Annotated in this window: 13 protein-coding genes; 7 read left to right on the top strand and 6 right to left on the bottom strand. The window is 58.7% G+C overall.

What is annotated here, in order from left to right; genetic code table 11:
* Positions 1–371: 371 nt before the first annotated feature.
* On the bottom strand, positions 372–1,070 hold the full coding sequence (locus tag AC13D2_RS02045; protein WP_292049554.1) for a TetR/AcrR family transcriptional regulator: 699 nt from the start codon (positions 1,068–1,070) through the stop codon (positions 372–374).
* Between the two features lie 230 nt (positions 1,071–1,300).
* Between AC13D2_RS02045 and AC13D2_RS02050 the strand changes: the two genes are divergently transcribed.
* The 4 genes from AC13D2_RS02050 (at position 1,301) to coaD (ending at position 6,039) form a co-directional block, all read left to right on the top strand.
* A complete protein-coding gene (locus AC13D2_RS02050; RefSeq protein ID WP_292049555.1) occupies positions 1,301–2,746 on the top strand; it encodes a coniferyl aldehyde dehydrogenase in 1,446 nt (481 codons plus the stop codon).
* Between the two features lie 192 nt (positions 2,747–2,938).
* Complete coding sequence (locus AC13D2_RS02055) at positions 2,939–3,583, top strand: hypothetical protein (RefSeq protein ID WP_292049557.1); 645 nt, start codon at positions 2,939–2,941, stop codon at positions 3,581–3,583.
* A gap of 18 nt (positions 3,584–3,601) precedes the next feature.
* Positions 3,602–5,194, top strand: coding sequence for a GMC family oxidoreductase (locus tag AC13D2_RS02060; RefSeq protein WP_482938156.1), 1,593 nt, complete (start codon positions 3,602–3,604; stop codon positions 5,192–5,194).
* A 362-nt stretch (positions 5,195–5,556) separates the two neighbouring features.
* Entirely contained in the window at positions 5,557–6,039 is a 483-nt protein-coding gene (coaD, locus tag AC13D2_RS02065; protein ID WP_300493433.1) for a pantetheine-phosphate adenylyltransferase, read from the top strand.
* Between the two features lie 45 nt (positions 6,040–6,084).
* Here coaD and AC13D2_RS02070 read toward each other — a convergent pair whose 3' ends face one another.
* From AC13D2_RS02070 to AC13D2_RS02090, 5 genes are all read right to left on the bottom strand, one after another.
* Positions 6,085–7,377, bottom strand: coding sequence for a DUF945 family protein (locus tag AC13D2_RS02070; protein WP_482938157.1), 1,293 nt, complete (start codon positions 7,375–7,377; stop codon positions 6,085–6,087).
* A 64-nt stretch (positions 7,378–7,441) separates the two neighbouring features.
* Entirely contained in the window at positions 7,442–9,580 is a 2,139-nt protein-coding gene (gene ppk1, locus AC13D2_RS02075) for a polyphosphate kinase 1 (protein ID WP_482938158.1), read from the bottom strand.
* Between the two features lie 58 nt (positions 9,581–9,638).
* On the bottom strand, positions 9,639–10,634 hold the full coding sequence (gene hemB, locus AC13D2_RS02080) for a porphobilinogen synthase (protein WP_300493589.1): 996 nt from the start codon (positions 10,632–10,634) through the stop codon (positions 9,639–9,641).
* A gap of 138 nt (positions 10,635–10,772) precedes the next feature.
* Positions 10,773–11,804 (bottom strand): lipase secretion chaperone, encoded by a 1,032-nt coding sequence (locus AC13D2_RS02085; protein ID WP_482938159.1) that lies wholly within the window; start codon positions 11,802–11,804, stop codon positions 10,773–10,775.
* A 178-nt stretch (positions 11,805–11,982) separates the two neighbouring features.
* Positions 11,983–12,204 carry a hypothetical protein gene (locus AC13D2_RS02090; protein ID WP_300493421.1) on the bottom strand — a complete coding sequence of 74 codons (222 nt, stop codon included), beginning with the start codon at positions 12,202–12,204 and terminating at the stop codon, positions 11,983–11,985.
* A 270-nt stretch (positions 12,205–12,474) separates the two neighbouring features.
* Between AC13D2_RS02090 and AC13D2_RS02095 the strand changes: the two genes are divergently transcribed.
* From AC13D2_RS02095 to AC13D2_RS02105, 3 genes are all read left to right on the top strand, one after another.
* Positions 12,475–13,107, top strand: coding sequence for a TetR/AcrR family transcriptional regulator (locus tag AC13D2_RS02095; protein ID WP_420389757.1), 633 nt, complete (start codon positions 12,475–12,477; stop codon positions 13,105–13,107).
* Between the two features lie 2 nt (positions 13,108–13,109).
* Complete coding sequence (locus AC13D2_RS02100) at positions 13,110–14,813, top strand: acyl-CoA dehydrogenase family protein (RefSeq protein WP_482938160.1); 1,704 nt, start codon at positions 13,110–13,112, stop codon at positions 14,811–14,813.
* Between the two features lie 102 nt (positions 14,814–14,915).
* Positions 14,916–15,353 (top strand): DUF503 domain-containing protein, encoded by a 438-nt coding sequence (locus AC13D2_RS02105; protein WP_482938161.1) that lies wholly within the window; start codon positions 14,916–14,918, stop codon positions 15,351–15,353.
* Positions 15,354–15,388: the final 35 nt, after the last annotated feature.

Consider the following 15,388-nt stretch of genomic DNA (forward strand, 5'->3'; position numbering starts at 1 on the left):
AGCCTTCGAGTTCCAGTTGATCGTTTACGGTCAGATTAAATGGGGCTGCGGGCTTGGGCACAATGGAAACCTATGCTTGCTGATCGATGAGTTCCCATTATAACCTTTATGAGACAGCGAATTAACCGAACGGAACACTAGGGCGCGCATCCACGCTGTGAGTCAAAAGCTGGTGGATTTGGAAAGCTCGGCCAAGAAGGCACTGGAAGCTCTGTTTGAAGAGGTAGACATAAAAAACCGGCCTGCAGAACAGGCCGGTGAAACGTCAGGGTTTGCGACGTGCTAAAACCTGAGAACTCACTCAGGAGACACCGAGAATGTCCGAATCCCCGATGTCGTAACTATTGACACGCCAATTGATCAAAAGTTCCTCAATGGTTCCCGATGGGTTCGCCCTGCCCTGAAACCAATGCGTCGGCCGAATCCGGAAAACGCGGACGATACTTCTCCCGCAACGTCATGACCTGCTCCCGATAATCCGCCGTTAAATAGGGAATCTCCAGGGTCAGCACCTGATAGATGCCCTGCTTCAGCTCGGTCAGAGTCAGGCTCGCAGAGGCCTCAGAGGCATGGGCGGTTTTCAGGAAAGCCATCCAGTTGGTAATGACCAACCATACGTTCAGGGACATCGCGGAACGCAGCTCTTCGGGCTGAGGCTCGATAATTCCCGCCTCCGCCAGCTTCTCGAATATCCGACTGATTGCCGTCAGACAGCGGTTGGTGAACTCGCGATAGTCCTGGCGCAGGCGTTGGTCACTGTCGAGCAGGTATTCGAGGTCGCGGTGAAAAAACCGATAGCTCCAAAGGCCATCGAACACCGATTCGAGATAGAAGGTCAGGTCGTCCAGGGTAATGGGCCGGTTCTCCGGGATATCCAGGTAAAAATCCACCAGCTTTTCATACTCGAGGAAAATCTCGTAAATGATGTCGGACTTGTTACGGAAGTGGTAGTACAGGTTGCCCGGCGATATCGCCAGGTGAGCGGCAATGTGGTTGGTGGTTACGTTGCGCTCCCCCCTTTCGTTGAACAGATCAAGGCTCGAAAGAAGAATCTTGTCTCGGGTTTTCATAGGCTCTGCAATGCGTGTTGTTGTGTGGGTGCCTGTACTTCGGCCCCCGTATCCGTGGATGGCCCGATCAGCCATCAGGGCCAGCTTGACTACCTAGAGTATATACTCTAATAATAGCCCCAAGCGCAAACTGAATACTTTTTCACCACCGCATTCCGGAGCTGTCGCAGGCTCCACGAACAATAAGGGCGGCGACCCGGCATGGCCCGGGGCCGCGAGGAGAGAGCGATATGGTAGCCACCGTTGTCCAGCTGACTGAAAGCAAGAAGCACATCCAGCACACCCATCGTGTGTTCGAGGACCAGAAGAAGGCGTTTCGCAACAACCCGATGCCGTCGCTGACCGAGCGTCAGGAGAATCTGAAGCGCCTCAAGCGGGTTCTGCTGTCCAATCAGGAACGCATACTGGACGCCATCGACCGGGACTTCAGCTGTCGCTCGAAGGATGAGTCGCTGATTGCGGAAGTGATGCCATCCATCCAGGGCATCAATTACACCCTGAAAAATCTGGAAGGCTGGATGAAGCCGTCCAAACGGCATGTGTCTGTGTTGTTCCAGCCCGCCAGCAACCGCGTTCACTACCAGCCCAAAGGTGTTGTGGGCGTCATCGTGCCCTGGAACTATCCGCTGTATCTGGCAGTTGGGCCATTGGTTGCCTCACTGGCGGCAGGCAACCGTACGATGATCAAGATGTCTGAGTTCACGCCGCACACCTCTGCCTTATTCAAAGAGATTGTCGAATCTGCGTTTCCGGAGGATCTGGTCTGTGTGATTAACGGTGAGGCGGATGTCGCCGCAGACTTTTCCAGCCGGCCTTTCGATCATCTTCTGTTTACCGGCTCCACGTCGGTGGGCAAGCTGGTGATGCGGGCAGCCGCAGAAAATCTCACGCCGGTGACTCTGGAACTCGGCGGCAAGTCGCCTGCGGTCGTATCGCCGGATGTTCCGATGGAAGACGCCGCCCAGCGTATCGCTTTCGGCAAGGCACTGAATGCGGGTCAGACCTGTGTGGCACCGGATTACGTATTGTGCCCGGCGGACCGTGTGCAGGCATTTGTGGATGAGTATCGCAATCAGTTTGCGGCGATGTATCCAAGCCTGCGGGATAACGAGGATTACACGGCGATTATCAATGAGCGCCAGTACGAGCGTCTGCAGGGTTATCTTGACGATGCACGGGAAAAAGGGGCCGAGCTGATTGAGATCAATCCGGCCAGTGAGAACCTGAAGGATGGCACCCGCAAGATGCCGATTACGCTGGTGCTGAAGACGACACCGGATATGAAGATCATGCAGGATGAAATTTTCGGGCCGATTCTGCCAATCATCAGCTACGGCAATCTGGATGAGGCAATCCATTACATCAATGACCGTCCTCGCCCGCTGGCGCTGTATTTCTTCGGTTATGACAAGTCGATGCAGGAGCATGTGGTCAACCAGACCCATTCCGGTGGCATGTGCATCAACGATGCGCTGATGCACGTTGCCCAGGATGACCTGCCGTTTGGGGGCATTGGTGATTCGGGGATGGGGCATTACCACGGCAAGGAAGGTTTCCTGACCTTCTCCCATCAACGGGCGATTTTCAGCAAGCAGAAGTTCAACAGTGGCAAGTTTGTGTATGCGCCGCACGGAACGACGGCGCACAAGATGGTATATAAATTGTTTATTCGGTGATTCCTGTACCTAACTTAGGTGCAGGGGTCGCCGGTGAGAGGGGCAATCCGGGACTCGCAGTTAATACGTCCATGTAGGCTCCTAAAAAACATCCATGTTTTTTAGGGTCCCGGATTGCCCCTCTCACCGGCTCCCGTCAGCTTTGGCTTGACCTGTCATCTGTTAAAAGACAATAAGAACAAGAGAGTCGTTATGTCTGAAAGCCTTTCTCGATCCGTACAAACGGACCTTTCCGATACCGCCATGGACCGCCGGAGCTTTCTCCGGACCGGGCTTGGTGGGGCCATGTTCCTCGGCACGGTGAGTGTTACCGCAGGCCTTTCCGGTTGTGCAATCGCGCCCGCCGGGCGGGACTATCCGATGCCGGGGGCGATGGACCAGAGCTACGAATTCCAGTTCCTGACCCGCGACGACATTGTGCTGTTCCAGGCTTTGCTGCCAGCCATGGTGGGCCCTGGGCTGACTGAGGAGCCCGTGGTTCGCCGCCAGCAGATTCAGGCGACGATTGAGCGCATTGATGCCGGGATTCACCAGTTCGGCCCCGCCAACCAGAAGGAGTTGCGGGGGCTGTTTGATCTGTTGAACTTCGGGCTGACGCGGGTGACGGTGGCGCGGGTCTGGTCGAGTTGGGAGAACGCCAGCACGCAGTCCGTGGATGCGTTCCTTGAGCGCTGGCGCACCAGTGGTATTGGGCTGTTCAACAACGGTTACATTGCCCTGACCAAGGTCAGTAACGTGGCTTTCTACGGTCACGAAGATCACTGGCATCTGTCCGGCTACCCCGGACCACCCTCCTGGGCCATGGACGCCCTGCCCCAGTTCAAAGACAACGCCTGAGCCAACCGGAGCATCACTATGTCGTTAACGGATCGTATCGCCCGTGGGCTTGAGGCTGGCTGGAAGGTCACCGACGGCGCCACCCTGACACAGAACCAGACCCACGAAGCCGATGTAGTGATCGTCGGCACCGGTGCCGGAGGCGGCACCACGGCGGAGATTCTGGCAAAAGCCGGGCTGTCGGTGATTCTGGTGGAGGAAGGCCGGCTGTATCACCAGAAAGACTTCAAGATGAACGAGCTGGACGCCTACGCCTCCCTCTATCAGGAGGGCATGAGCCGGGTCACCAAGGATGGCGCGATAGCCATTCTCCAGGGCCGATGCGTCGGTGGGTCCACCACGGTGAACTGGACTTCGAGTTTCCGCACGCCGGCACCGACGTTGAATCACTGGGCCAGCCGTTTCGGGCTCGACGACCTGACCCCGGCCGCCATGAAGCCCTGGTTCGATGGCCGCGAGCAGCGCCACAACATCGAACCCTGGCTGGCCGATCCCAACGTGAACAACGACATCCTGCGCCAGGGTTGCGAGGCCTTGGGCTGGTCCTGGGAGGTAATCCCACGCAACGTCAAAGGCTGCTGGAACCTGGGTTACTGCGGTGTCGGCTGCCCCACGAATGCCAAACAGGGGGCACTGACCACCACTATTCCCGGCGCCCTCGACAACAACGCTCGACTGTTCCACGGCCTGCGAGCTGACAAGCTGGTGATGAGCGAGGACAACATCAGCCACCTCCAGGCCTCGGCCATGGCCGCGGACGGCGTCACTCCGTCTGGCGTCGCCGTGGACCTGAAGGCCCGGCATTTTGTCGTTGCGGCCAGCGCCATCGGCTCCCCGGGCCTGCTACTGCGCTCAGACATTCCCGACCCCCACGACCGTATTGGCAAGCGCACCTTCCTGCACCCGGTCAACGCCACCATCGCGGAAATGCCGGACACCGTGGATCCTTACTACGGTGCCCCTCAGTCGATCTATTCCGACGAATTCAACTTCTCACAGGGAGTCGACGGCCCTGCCGGCTTCAAACTGGAAGTACCGCCCCTGCACCCGGCCATGTCCGCCGGCGTGGTTCCCGGCCACGGCGAACAACAGATCCACGACCTGTCGAAACTGCCCCGGTTGAACTCCGTCATCGCCCTGCTGCGCGACGGTTTCCACCCCGACAGTACCGGCGGCACCGTCAGCCTCCGCGACGACGGCAGCCCGATTCTGGACTACCCCGTCAGCGACTACCTCTGGAAGGGCCTGAAAGACGCCTTCTACAAAATGGCCGAAATCCAATTCGCCGCCGGCGCCCGGAAAGTCCGCCTGATGCACCTGGACTCTCCCTGGTACTCCTCATGGGCCGAGGCCAAAGCCGGCATCGACAACCTGGCCATGGAACCCCACCGCGTCCGCCTGTTCACCGCCCACCAGATGGGCGGCTGCGGCATGGGCCGCAACCCGGAAGAATCCGTGGTCAACAGCTTCGGCGAACACCACCACGTCGCCAACCTCAGCGTCCACGACGCCTCGATCTTCCCCACCAGCATCGGCGCGAATCCGCAGTTGTCGGTTTATGCACTGGCTGCGAGGAACAGCACCAGACTGGCTCAGAAACTCGGGAGTTAAAGAAAGGAGTCCCAAAGAGAGTTTGAGGTCTTCTTAGGCAGGTACGCAGTCCGAAGTGCCGCGTGAGGAGGGCTTCTCAGGATTGTGTAAAGCCAGGGACGGCTTTACTCAAGCGCACATGGGTGAGGCCGAGCGTTTATGAAGCAAAGCTTCATGCGACAGCCGAACGACAGCAATCTATGATTGCTGGCCGGACCCCGAAGGGGTGCTCGTAGCGTATCCTGGAAGGCCATCCTCATGCGGCACATGCACCAAAGCAAGCAATCCAAAGTCAGCAGCCCGCAGAAGTGAGGGGTTAGGTAACATTTTGGTTCAAGACGAAGGCTGCTATCCTGTGCGCTTCCGGTGAAAAGGAGCTCCGAATGCCAAAAGTCATCTACCCGGGTACGTTTGACCCAATCACCAACGGCCACACCGACCTCATCGAGCGCGCGGGCCGGCTCTTCGACGAAGTCGTCGTCGCCATCGCCTACAACCCCAAGAAGTCCCCGCTACTGACATTGGAAGAACGCTGCGAACTGGTGGAAAAAGCCACCGCCCACCTGCCCAACGTCAGCGTCACCGGCTTCAGCAACCTGCTCGCCGACTTCGTCCGGGACCAGAACGCCACCGTGATAATCCGCGGACTGCGAGCCGTCTCCGACTTCGAGTACGAATTCCAGCTGGCCGACATGAACCGCCGCCTGGCACCGGAAGTGGAAAGCGTGTTCCTGACACCCTCCAACCACCTCTCGTACATCTCCTCCACCCTGATCCGCGAAATCGCCTCACTGGGCGGCGACGTCTCGGAATTTGTCGACCCAGCCGTGGAAGCCGCGCTCAAACAGAAATTCATCAAGGACTGACAAACGGGAAAGCGCTGCCCATCCCGGGCAGCACAGAACAACGGATCAGAATATCGGTGGCAGCGGGATCACGTTGCCATTGATGTCCAGGGCCAGATCTTCCAACGTGCCCTGGATTCGCAGGCGGTCGCCCTCCTGAACCACCATGCCCTGCTTGATCAAAGGCGCCACCTGCATCCCCAACTCAGGCTGCTGCTCCACCAGTGCCAGCGGCATGCTGACATCCAGATTGCCGGTCAGCCGCTGCATCACCATCATCATCTGGTCTTTCTCGTCATCAGACAGCGACGGATGCTGTACCATGATCTCGCCATTAACCGGGCCATAGGGTGTGGCAAAGGACAGCTCCGGAAACCCGAGCGAAAAGCCGTTGACCGCAAGGCCCAGCATGGCCTGATTGATGCGACTCATGGATTCCATCTGCTGCTGCATCATGGCGCGGGAGTCGCCGCCTGCAGTGTTCAGAGCGGCCGCCTGCATGTCCGTCATGGCGGCTGTCAGGTCACTCCAGCTTTGCACGTCCAGGCCGCTTAACACCATCTCCATACGGTGAGGGCCGAAGCTCTCGTCGTCCGCCGTGACCTTTTCCAAAGTAACGAAAGCCTCGGAATCAATGCTCTTACCGTCATCGTCGGTGGTGGTCTCACCGATCATCGAAAAGTCGTCAAAGCGAAGAGTCGGCTCGCCCCGGGCCGCCACTTCAAGCCGCGCCAGCGACATATCCCCGTCACCCAGCCAGACGTCGCCTGTCAGGTGCTCCATGGTCTGTTCAAGGCGAAAATCCTCAATACTGATGCGCAGGTCCGGCCCCCGAATCACGGCGCCCGGCCAGAGCATGAGGATATCAGCGTGGGAACCATTGCCACTGATTTCTGCCCGGCTAAAGCTTTCCGACATATCAAAGGACTCGCCGGTTTCCTCGTCGATCACACTCACAGCCGGCACGGAAAGCTCGGCGATCGCCGTTCCCCACAGGCGGGTCTCCAAGGTCAGCCGGGGCTTTTCGTCCGGGAAAATCTTCTCAACTTCAGCGCCAAGCTCAGGAGGCGGGGTAAAATCAATCAGGCTGCCGGTCACACCATGGCTTACCCGGGCCTGATAGTCGAATGAGTGCTCGTCACCGGCGTCCGGATCCTGGACCGTGATGGTGCCAGTAAACTCGGCTCCCATGTAGCCCCGGTCATAATCGCGGGTTTGCAGCTTGAACAGGGGCTGCGCCTGATTGACTTCCGTAGTGACACTCTGCCACTGCTGCTCGGTCACGTAGCCGACCGCCCAGGGTGCAACCACGCCAACAGCCAGCACAGCGGCACCGGCAACCATCCATTGTTTTTTCAACTGCCTTCACTCCATTACAGCGTCCACATCGCCTGCACTGGGGGCAGGCGTATGCGGGTTATCGTTATTTCCCGGTCAGGCGTTCAAGCAGGACCAGTTGGGACGCCAAGCGATTCTCCCCCTCGGCTGCCTGATTCTGAATGTAACTGCCGTTCGGCTGCAAGACCCAGGACTGGCAATTGTCCGCCAGATAGGTGTCCAGGTCTTCGCGGACACGGGCAATCAACGCCGGATCCTCAATCGGAAAGGCCGTTTCCACGCGGCTCAGCAGGTTCCGCTCCATGCCGTCTGCGCTGGACCCATAGACTTCCGGCCGGCCGTTGTTGCCGAAATAGTAAACCCGGGTGTGCTCCAGGAAACGGCCAATGATGGAGCGCACCCGGATGTTATCAGACAGCCCCGGCACCTCCGGCCTCAGACAGCAGATGCCGCGAATGATCAGATCGATTTTTACGCCAGCCTGGGACGCGCGATACAACGCTTTAATCAGTTCGCGCTCAGTGAGAGCGTTAAACTTGAAAATAATCCGGCCTTTGAGCCCCAGTTCCGCTTCACGGTCCACCAGTCCCAGAAGACGGGAATGGAGCGTAAAGGGAGAGTGAAACAGCTTCTTGATCTTCAAGGCCTTGCCCATGCCCGTCAGCTGCTGGAACAGCTTGTTGACGTCGTCACCGATGGATTCGTCACTGGTCATGTAGCTGTAGTCGGTGTAAAGGCGGGCGTTACCGGCATGGTAATTCCCAGTACCCAGGTGTACGTAACGTCGCAGTTTTCCTTCCTCACGGCGCACGATCAGGATCATCTTGGCGTGGGTCTTGTAACCCACCACACCGTAAACCACGATCACACCCGCTTCCTGCAGCCGGCTGGCCAGCTCCAGGTTTTCCGCCTCGCTGAACCGGGCCCGCAGTTCGATGATCGCAGTCACCTCCTTGCCACGCCGGGCGGCGTCCATCAGCGCTTCGACAATTTCCGAGTCGGCACCGGTGCGATACAGGGTCTGGCGGATAGCCAGGACCTGTGGGTCTTTTGCAGCCTGCCGCAACAGGTCAGTCACGGGACTGAAGTTTTCATAGGGATGCAGCAACAGCAGCGGGCGCTTGCGGATGGCATCGAACATGGACTCCTTGGCACGGATCTGCCTTGGAATCGACGGCGAAAAGCCGGAATAGGTGAGGTCCTGGCGATCCACCAGCCCACCGACGGCCATCAAACGTGTCAGGTTGACCGGGCCGTGAACCTGATAAAGGTCACGATCCGTCAGTCCAAACTCGCGCAGCAGAAAATGCACCAGTTCTTCCGGGCAGTTGTCCGCCACTTCCAGCCGCACGCCGTCGCCGAAGCGCCGGCTCAGTAATTCGCCACGCAGGGCAGAGGCCAGATCTTCAAGGTCATCTTCCAGTTCAAGGTCGGCGTTACGGGTCAGGCGGAACTGATAGCAGCCTTTCACTTCCATGCCGGGGAAGAGCTCATCGGCATGGGCGTGGATCATGGAGGACAGGAACACCAGATTGTCGCCCCCGTTGCAGACATCATCGGGCAGTCTCACCAAGCGCGGCAGCGAACGGGGCGCAGGCACAATGGCCATCCCGGTTTCACGACCGAAGGCATCCTTGCCGTCAAGTTCAACAATGAAATTCAGGCTTTTATTGACCAGACGGGGGAACGGGTGCGAGGGGTCCAGCCCGATGGGGCTGACCACCGGCAGGATTTCCTCTTCGAAGTAACGGCGCACCCAGTCGGCCTGAGCTTCCGTCCATTCACGACGCCGGACGAAGTGAATGTTCTCCTGTTCCATCTCGGGGATCAGCACGTTATTCAGGATGTCGTACTGTTCCCGGATGTATTCATGGGCCACCCGGCTGATTTCGCCCAGCACCTGCTCCGGCATCATGCCGTCGGAGCCCAGGGTTTCACGGCCATACTTGATCTGCTGGCGCAGGCCCGCTACCCGGATCTCGAAGAACTCATCCATGTTGCTGCTGAAAATGCAGCAGAACATCAGCCGGTTAATCAACGGATGTGTCGTGTCCAGGGCCTGCTTGAGCACCCGGTAGTTGAACTGAAGCTGGCTCAGTTCGCGATTGAAATAGTTTTCCTGGGCGGCCACATTAACATCCACGCCGGGGGATGATGCGTCCACAGGAGTCTGCACGTCCGGAACATCGACAGCCTTTAGCTTGTTTGCAGATTCAGTAGTCATTGCTTACTGCTTCCATTTATCAGAGACCTCAAGGCACCCTGCTGTTGACTGTAACCTGTCAGGTGCGGTTATCACGCATCAGCCGTGCAGCCCTGACGGCAAAATAGGTAAGGATAGCGTCTGCACCGGCACGGCGCATGGCCATCAGGCTCTCCATCATCACGGCGTCGCCATCCAGCCATCCGTTCTCCGCAGCGGCCATGTGCATGGCATACTCACCACTGACCTGATAGACGAACGTTGGCACCTGCAGCTCCTGTTTTACCCGATGGACAATATCCAGATACGGCATGCCGGGTTTGATCATCACCATGTCAGCACCCTCGGCGATGTCCATCGCCACTTCCTGGAGCGCCTCATCGCTGTTGGCCGGGTCCATCTGATAGGTAGCCTTATTGCCCTTGCCCAGGTTGCCGGCTGAGCCGACCGCATCGCGGAACGGCCCGTAATAACTGGAGGCATACTTGGCAGAGTAGGCCAGAATACGGGTGTTCACATAGTCAGCGGATTCCAGGGCGTCGCGGATGGCGGCGACCCGACCGTCCATCATGTCGGACGGCGCTACAATATCCGCGCCCGCGTCGGCATGGGACAATGCCTGATTAACCAGAGCCTCCACGGTCACATCGTTCAGCACGTAACCATCGTTATCGATAATGCCGTCCTGGCCATGGGTGGTGAACGGGTCCAATGCCACATCTGTAATAACGCCCAACTCCGGGTAGGCGTCCTTCAGCGCTCGCACCGCACGCTGGGCCAGGCCATCAGAATCCCACGCGCCAGATCCGGACAGGTTCTTGTACTCCGCAGGCACCACGGGAAACAGCGCCACTGCCGGAATCCCCAGCGCCATCAGTTCGGCCGCCTGTTCCACCAGAAGATCAATGCTCAGGCGCTCGACGCCGGGCATGGAAGGTACGGCCTCACGCTGGCCCTCGCCTTCCAGTACGAACACCGGGAAAATCAGGTTGTCGGCACTGAGCTGATTCTCCCGCACCAGGCGTCGGGAAAAACCGTCAACCCGGTTACGACGCAGACGAGTGGCTGGGAACATGCGATTGGCCGAAAAGCTCACGGAATACCTCCTGTGGAAAATGGGGCTACCGCCCCATCATACACGCCCACACGCGGCGGTGGCAGGGCCTACAACCGAGCCACACCACCAGGCTACTACGTTCAGATGAAAGGAACGTTACCGAAGGGAATCAAGGGCCTCGGCACGCAGTTTTTCAGCACCCTCAAAATAATCATCCCGGAGCGCATCAATGGCGGCTTTGCGCTCCGGGCCCGCAAGCCCCATGTCGCCCAGCTTCGCCAGGTCCTGGCTGTAGGATTGCCACTTGGCCTCCCATGCCTGTTGTTCGACTTCCACTTTCTCCAGTTCACGGGCGGCTTCGGCACCAAAGCGTTCTTTCCGCCAGGCACGCAGGGCGTCGGGATCATCCGCGAATTCCGACCGCGCACGCTGATAGTCGGTGAATTTTCGGGTTTCCTGACGTGCCTGACGAAGTGGTTCCGGGAGCGCCTTCTCGGCCTTTGCCAGCGCCTGCTCCCGCTCCCTTTCAGACAGCGATGGGTCGGTTCGGATACGCAGCTGCTCGACCTGGAACTGATCTACGGCCTCGTCCGTTGCAAAAAAGGCGTCGGCGGTTTGCGCATCCATCCAGGTACGTCGCAGGGCGCGTATTTCTGCCATTCGCCGTTGCATGTCCTCTGCATTCGTTGTGGCGTCACGACCATAGGCGGCTTCCAGGTCGCCCAGAGCCAGCTTGTAGTCCAGATAAGCCCCAAGAGTGTCGAGAGCTTCCGATCGGGCCGGCTCTTCAAGCCGGGCCAACGCCTGCTCTATTCGGGCAACCAGTTGGGGTAACGTCTCCTCGCCCAGCGCTGCCAGGTAATACTCAAATAACTGGCGCAACTGCGGCGTGGGGACCAGAGAGCCATTAACGTCGGTTTTGGCCCAGCCACCGGGCACGCTCGTTCCCGCCAACGACGCCGGCAATGTATCCGGCACCGCAACCGTGGCTTCGCCCACCAGTGTTGAAGGCGCCCCACGTCCGGACGCCGAATCCGACAGTGGCACAACGCTGTTTTCTGTATCGGCGGCTGCATCAACCGTCTCTTGGGAGGGGGCCGGGGTATCACCAAAGAAAATGACCATACCTGCCGCGATCAGCGCCATGACGACGGGCGCCGTAGTAGAAAAACGAAGGAATCCTCTCATGAACGCAGCCTGTTTGCGGGTCGAATGTGGGGTGAGTACGGTCATGGTGCACGGAACACGCTATCCTGAAGAACGCAGCATAGAGGAATACGGGATACAGCGATGAGACCGGCGTCAAAACAACCGTAAGCCACGAACACAAACAGGCCGCAGCCTCAGGGGCTGCGGCTTCATGAATTCAGAGGGAGCGATTATTGAAACCGACATCCACCTTGCGGGAAGGGTCCGAACGAAATGCCGTATCCACTTCCTGAATTTTGCCGCCCTGGTTCAGAAACGATTCAATATCCTGCTGAAGCTGAGCACGGATTCGCGCACGGCCGGCAATGGAATGTGTATCGTCGCTGTCATGTGACCAGCTACCGGATTGCTCCAGATTGCTTTCGTCGAATTCACTCATGATTCTCTCCATCAACGAAAACAGTACAACGAGCGCGCCAAGCCTGTTATGGCAAGGCCGCCCCATCTCGGCGGATGAGTCTTACTACCCGCCTTGGCGTCTTTATAATCCGCTTTCAGTTACAACGCTATTTTCTGACAATGCCTTTTTTGTAACTTTTTGTAATCAGTCCCACGGTATTGTTTTTAAAGAATAATACGAACCAAGCTATACTGTTCTATTGATTGACACAAAGAATGAATAATGATTCACTACTTATAAGGAAACCGCATGGCATATCGGGAAACGGAAAAAATGCGCACCCGCAAGGCTGAGGCCCGCAAGCGCATTATCGAGTGCACATACGGATGCGTTGCCGACGGCGGCTTCCGCAGCGCCCAGATAACGCGCATCGCAGCGTGTGCGGGCGTCGCTACGGGAACCATTTATCGACACTTTGAGTCCAAGGAAGACCTGTTTGCAGAGATCTTCAGGATTGCAACACAACGGGAAGTAGACAAAGTCGCCGAGGCACTGACCGCCGAAGACAGCGCCGCTTCCCGCCTGGAAGTGGCCCTTCGCCAGTTTGCGGAGAGAGCCCTGAGAGGACCGGTGATGGCCTGGTCGCTGATCGCAGAGCCGGTAGACCCGAAAGTTGAGGAAGAGCGCCTCAAGTTCCGCCGCGCCTACGCCCAACTTTTCGAGCAGGCCATCCGGGATGGCATCAAAGAGGGCTGCCTCCCGGATCAGGATGCCAGGCAGAGCAGTACCTGCCTTGTAGGCGCCATTGCCGAAAGCCTTGTGGGGCCTCTGTCCCCGGCACAGGCTGATACCGCGGAGCAGGCAGAGACCAACGACCACGATCCGCTGGTCAACTCCATCATTTGCTTTTGCATGCAGGGGTTGACTGGCACCAGGAGATAAACATGAAGACCCGCCAGCCCCTGCAGCAGGAAACCGCAAACCCCTCCAGTGACGACCGCTACCTGGCTGTCACCCACGAGGTCTTCAATCAGCCCCCTGCTCTGGAGGATTACAACCTCTTCGAGCAGGACAAGGCCCTGCAGGAGGCGGTCGCCCGGGAGGGCGCCGCGGCCGCTACCAGCGACCTTAAACAGTTTGGTGCATTCGCCGGCGCGGCGGACACCATCGCGCTCGGTTTCCAAGCCAACGAAAACAAACCGGTGTTCAATACCCATGACCGCTTTGGTCATCGCACCGACCAGGTGGACTTTCACCCCGCTTACCACCAGCTGATGTCCGCAGCGATGAAAAACGGCCTTCACAGCAGCCCCTGGGCCAATCCCGGTGCGGGCGCCCATGTTGCGAGAACGGCCAAGTACTACATGCACTCCCAAATTGAGGCCGCCCACTGTTGCCCCATCACCATGACCTTCGCCGCTGTCCCATCAATCCGCAAACAACCGGAGCTGGCCGCGGTCTGGGAAAACAAGATCCTCGCCAATAGCTACGACCCCCGCAACCTGCCGGACAGCGAAAAACAATCCGTCACCATCGGCATGGCGATGACGGAAAAACAGGGCGGCAGCGACGTCCGGGCCAACACGACCCGAGCCTACGCCGTCGGTGCGGAGGGCCCGGGGCAGATCTATGAACTGGTTGGCCACAAGTGGTTTGTGTCCGCCCCCATGTGCGACGCCTTCCTGGTGCTGGCCCAGACCAGAAGCGGCTTGTCCTGCTTCCTGATGCCACGCTGGCGCCCCGATGGCAGCAAAAACCCCTGGCAGATCCAGCGCCTGAAAAACAAGATGGGCAATGTCGCCAACGCCTCCAGCGAAGCCGAACTGCGCGGCGCCCTGGCATGGATGGTGGGTGAAGAAGGCAGAGGTGTACCGACGATCATCGAAATGGTCGCCATGACCCGCTTCGACTGCATGATCGGCAGCTCCGCCGGCATGCGCCAGGCTCTCGCCCAGGCCTCCCACCATTGCCGCCATCGCAGCGCCTTCGGCGGGCGCCTCAGTGAGCAACCGCTGATGCAGAACGTCCTCGCAGACCTGGCTCTGGAAAGCGAAGCCGCTCTCGCCTATACCATGCGCCTTGCCCGGTCGCTGGACAGCCAGCACCTGGAGCACGAGCGCCTGCTGGCAAGGCTGGCCACCCCGGTCGGCAAATACTGGATCTGCAAACGCGTCCCCAACCACGCCTACGAAGCCATGGAATGCATCGGCGGCAGCGGCGTGATGGAAGACTGCATCATGCCTCGACTGCTACGGGAATCCCCGGTCAACGCCATCTGGGAAGGCAGCGGCAACGTCCAGTGCCTGGACACCCTGCGCGCCCTGCAGAAGGAACCGGACACCCTCGACGCCTTCTTCAACGAAGCCGCCGAAGCCCGCGGCAGCGACGCCCGCTTCGACCGCTTCCTGGCCCAATTGCAGAACGACTTCGCCGACATCAGCGACTTCGAATACCGCGCCCGCAACCTGGTGGACCGCCTGGCCCTGCTGATGCAGTCCTCACTGCTGTTGAGAAACTCCGACCCGGCGGTCGCCGACGCCTTCTGCGCTTCCCGGCTGGAACACAACGGCGGCCTGAATTATGGCAACCTGCCCTCCGGCACCGACCCAGCTGCCATTATCAAACGGGCAACGCCTGTAGTAGGCTAGAAAAAACAGCTGGATGATTCCAAGTTTTCCAGCGTAGCGGACTCCACCAAAAGATTCTCGAACCAGCGTGAGATGGCTTTCCAAAACTGTGCGGAGCCATGGATGGCGAAGCCCAAGCGTCACATGGACGTGCCGCAGGAGCGTGTTTTGGAAAGCCATCTCACGGTGGTTCCTGCACCAAAGCCGGAAAGAAACATGTCTGAAGCTCTAAGAAGGCTGCTAAAAGAGGGCAACACGCCCCAGCAAACAGTCATAACGCCCCACGTGGGCATCCTGACCCTGCACTTCCAGCTCTACGGCTGCGAAGACCTCAAAGCCAAGCGCAAAGTCTTCACCGCCCTGAAAGCCGTATGGGGCAAAGAACCCGACCTGGCCGTTGCCGAAACCGCCGACCAGGACGCCCTCGACTGCGCCACCTGGACCATCGCCGCCCTCGGAGGCTCATCGCAACAGATCGCCCAGCGTCTCGACCAGATTGAAAAAGCGATACAGGAACGCATCGACGCTGCCATACTGGATGTACATCGCGAGATACTTTGACCCTCCCGCCGGGCACAGGCCATGCTGTAGCGTAT

The sequence above is a fragment of the Marinobacter sp. B-12 genome, assembly GCF_056857915.1.

Excerpts from the sequence above, each read along its gene's own strand:
- AC13D2_RS02045 (WP_292049554.1), bottom strand. The coding sequence starts at position 1,070 with ATGAAAACCCGAGACAAGATTCTTCTTTCGAGCCTTGATCTGTTCAAC.
- AC13D2_RS02100 (WP_482938160.1), top strand. The coding sequence starts at position 13,110 with ATGAAGACCCGCCAGCCCCTGCAGCAGGAAACCGCAAACCCCTCCAGT.
- AC13D2_RS02095 (WP_420389757.1), top strand. The coding sequence starts at position 12,475 with ATGGCATATCGGGAAACGGAAAAAATGCGCACCCGCAAGGCTGAGGCC.
- hemB (WP_300493589.1), bottom strand. The coding sequence starts at position 10,634 with ATGTTCCCAGCCACTCGTCTGCGTCGTAACCGGGTTGACGGTTTTTCC.
- AC13D2_RS02105 (WP_482938161.1), top strand. The coding sequence starts at position 14,916 with ATGGCGAAGCCCAAGCGTCACATGGACGTGCCGCAGGAGCGTGTTTTG.
- ppk1 (WP_482938158.1), bottom strand. The coding sequence starts at position 9,580 with ATGACTACTGAATCTGCAAACAAGCTAAAGGCTGTCGATGTTCCGGAC.
- AC13D2_RS02055 (WP_292049557.1), top strand. The coding sequence starts at position 2,939 with ATGTCTGAAAGCCTTTCTCGATCCGTACAAACGGACCTTTCCGATACC.
- AC13D2_RS02060 (WP_482938156.1), top strand. The coding sequence starts at position 3,602 with ATGTCGTTAACGGATCGTATCGCCCGTGGGCTTGAGGCTGGCTGGAAG.
- AC13D2_RS02050 (WP_292049555.1), top strand. The coding sequence starts at position 1,301 with ATGGTAGCCACCGTTGTCCAGCTGACTGAAAGCAAGAAGCACATCCAG.
- coaD (WP_300493433.1), top strand. The coding sequence starts at position 5,557 with ATGCCAAAAGTCATCTACCCGGGTACGTTTGACCCAATCACCAACGGC.
- AC13D2_RS02090 (WP_300493421.1), bottom strand. The coding sequence starts at position 12,204 with ATGAGTGAATTCGACGAAAGCAATCTGGAGCAATCCGGTAGCTGGTCA.
- AC13D2_RS02085 (WP_482938159.1), bottom strand. The coding sequence starts at position 11,804 with ATGAGAGGATTCCTTCGTTTTTCTACTACGGCGCCCGTCGTCATGGCG.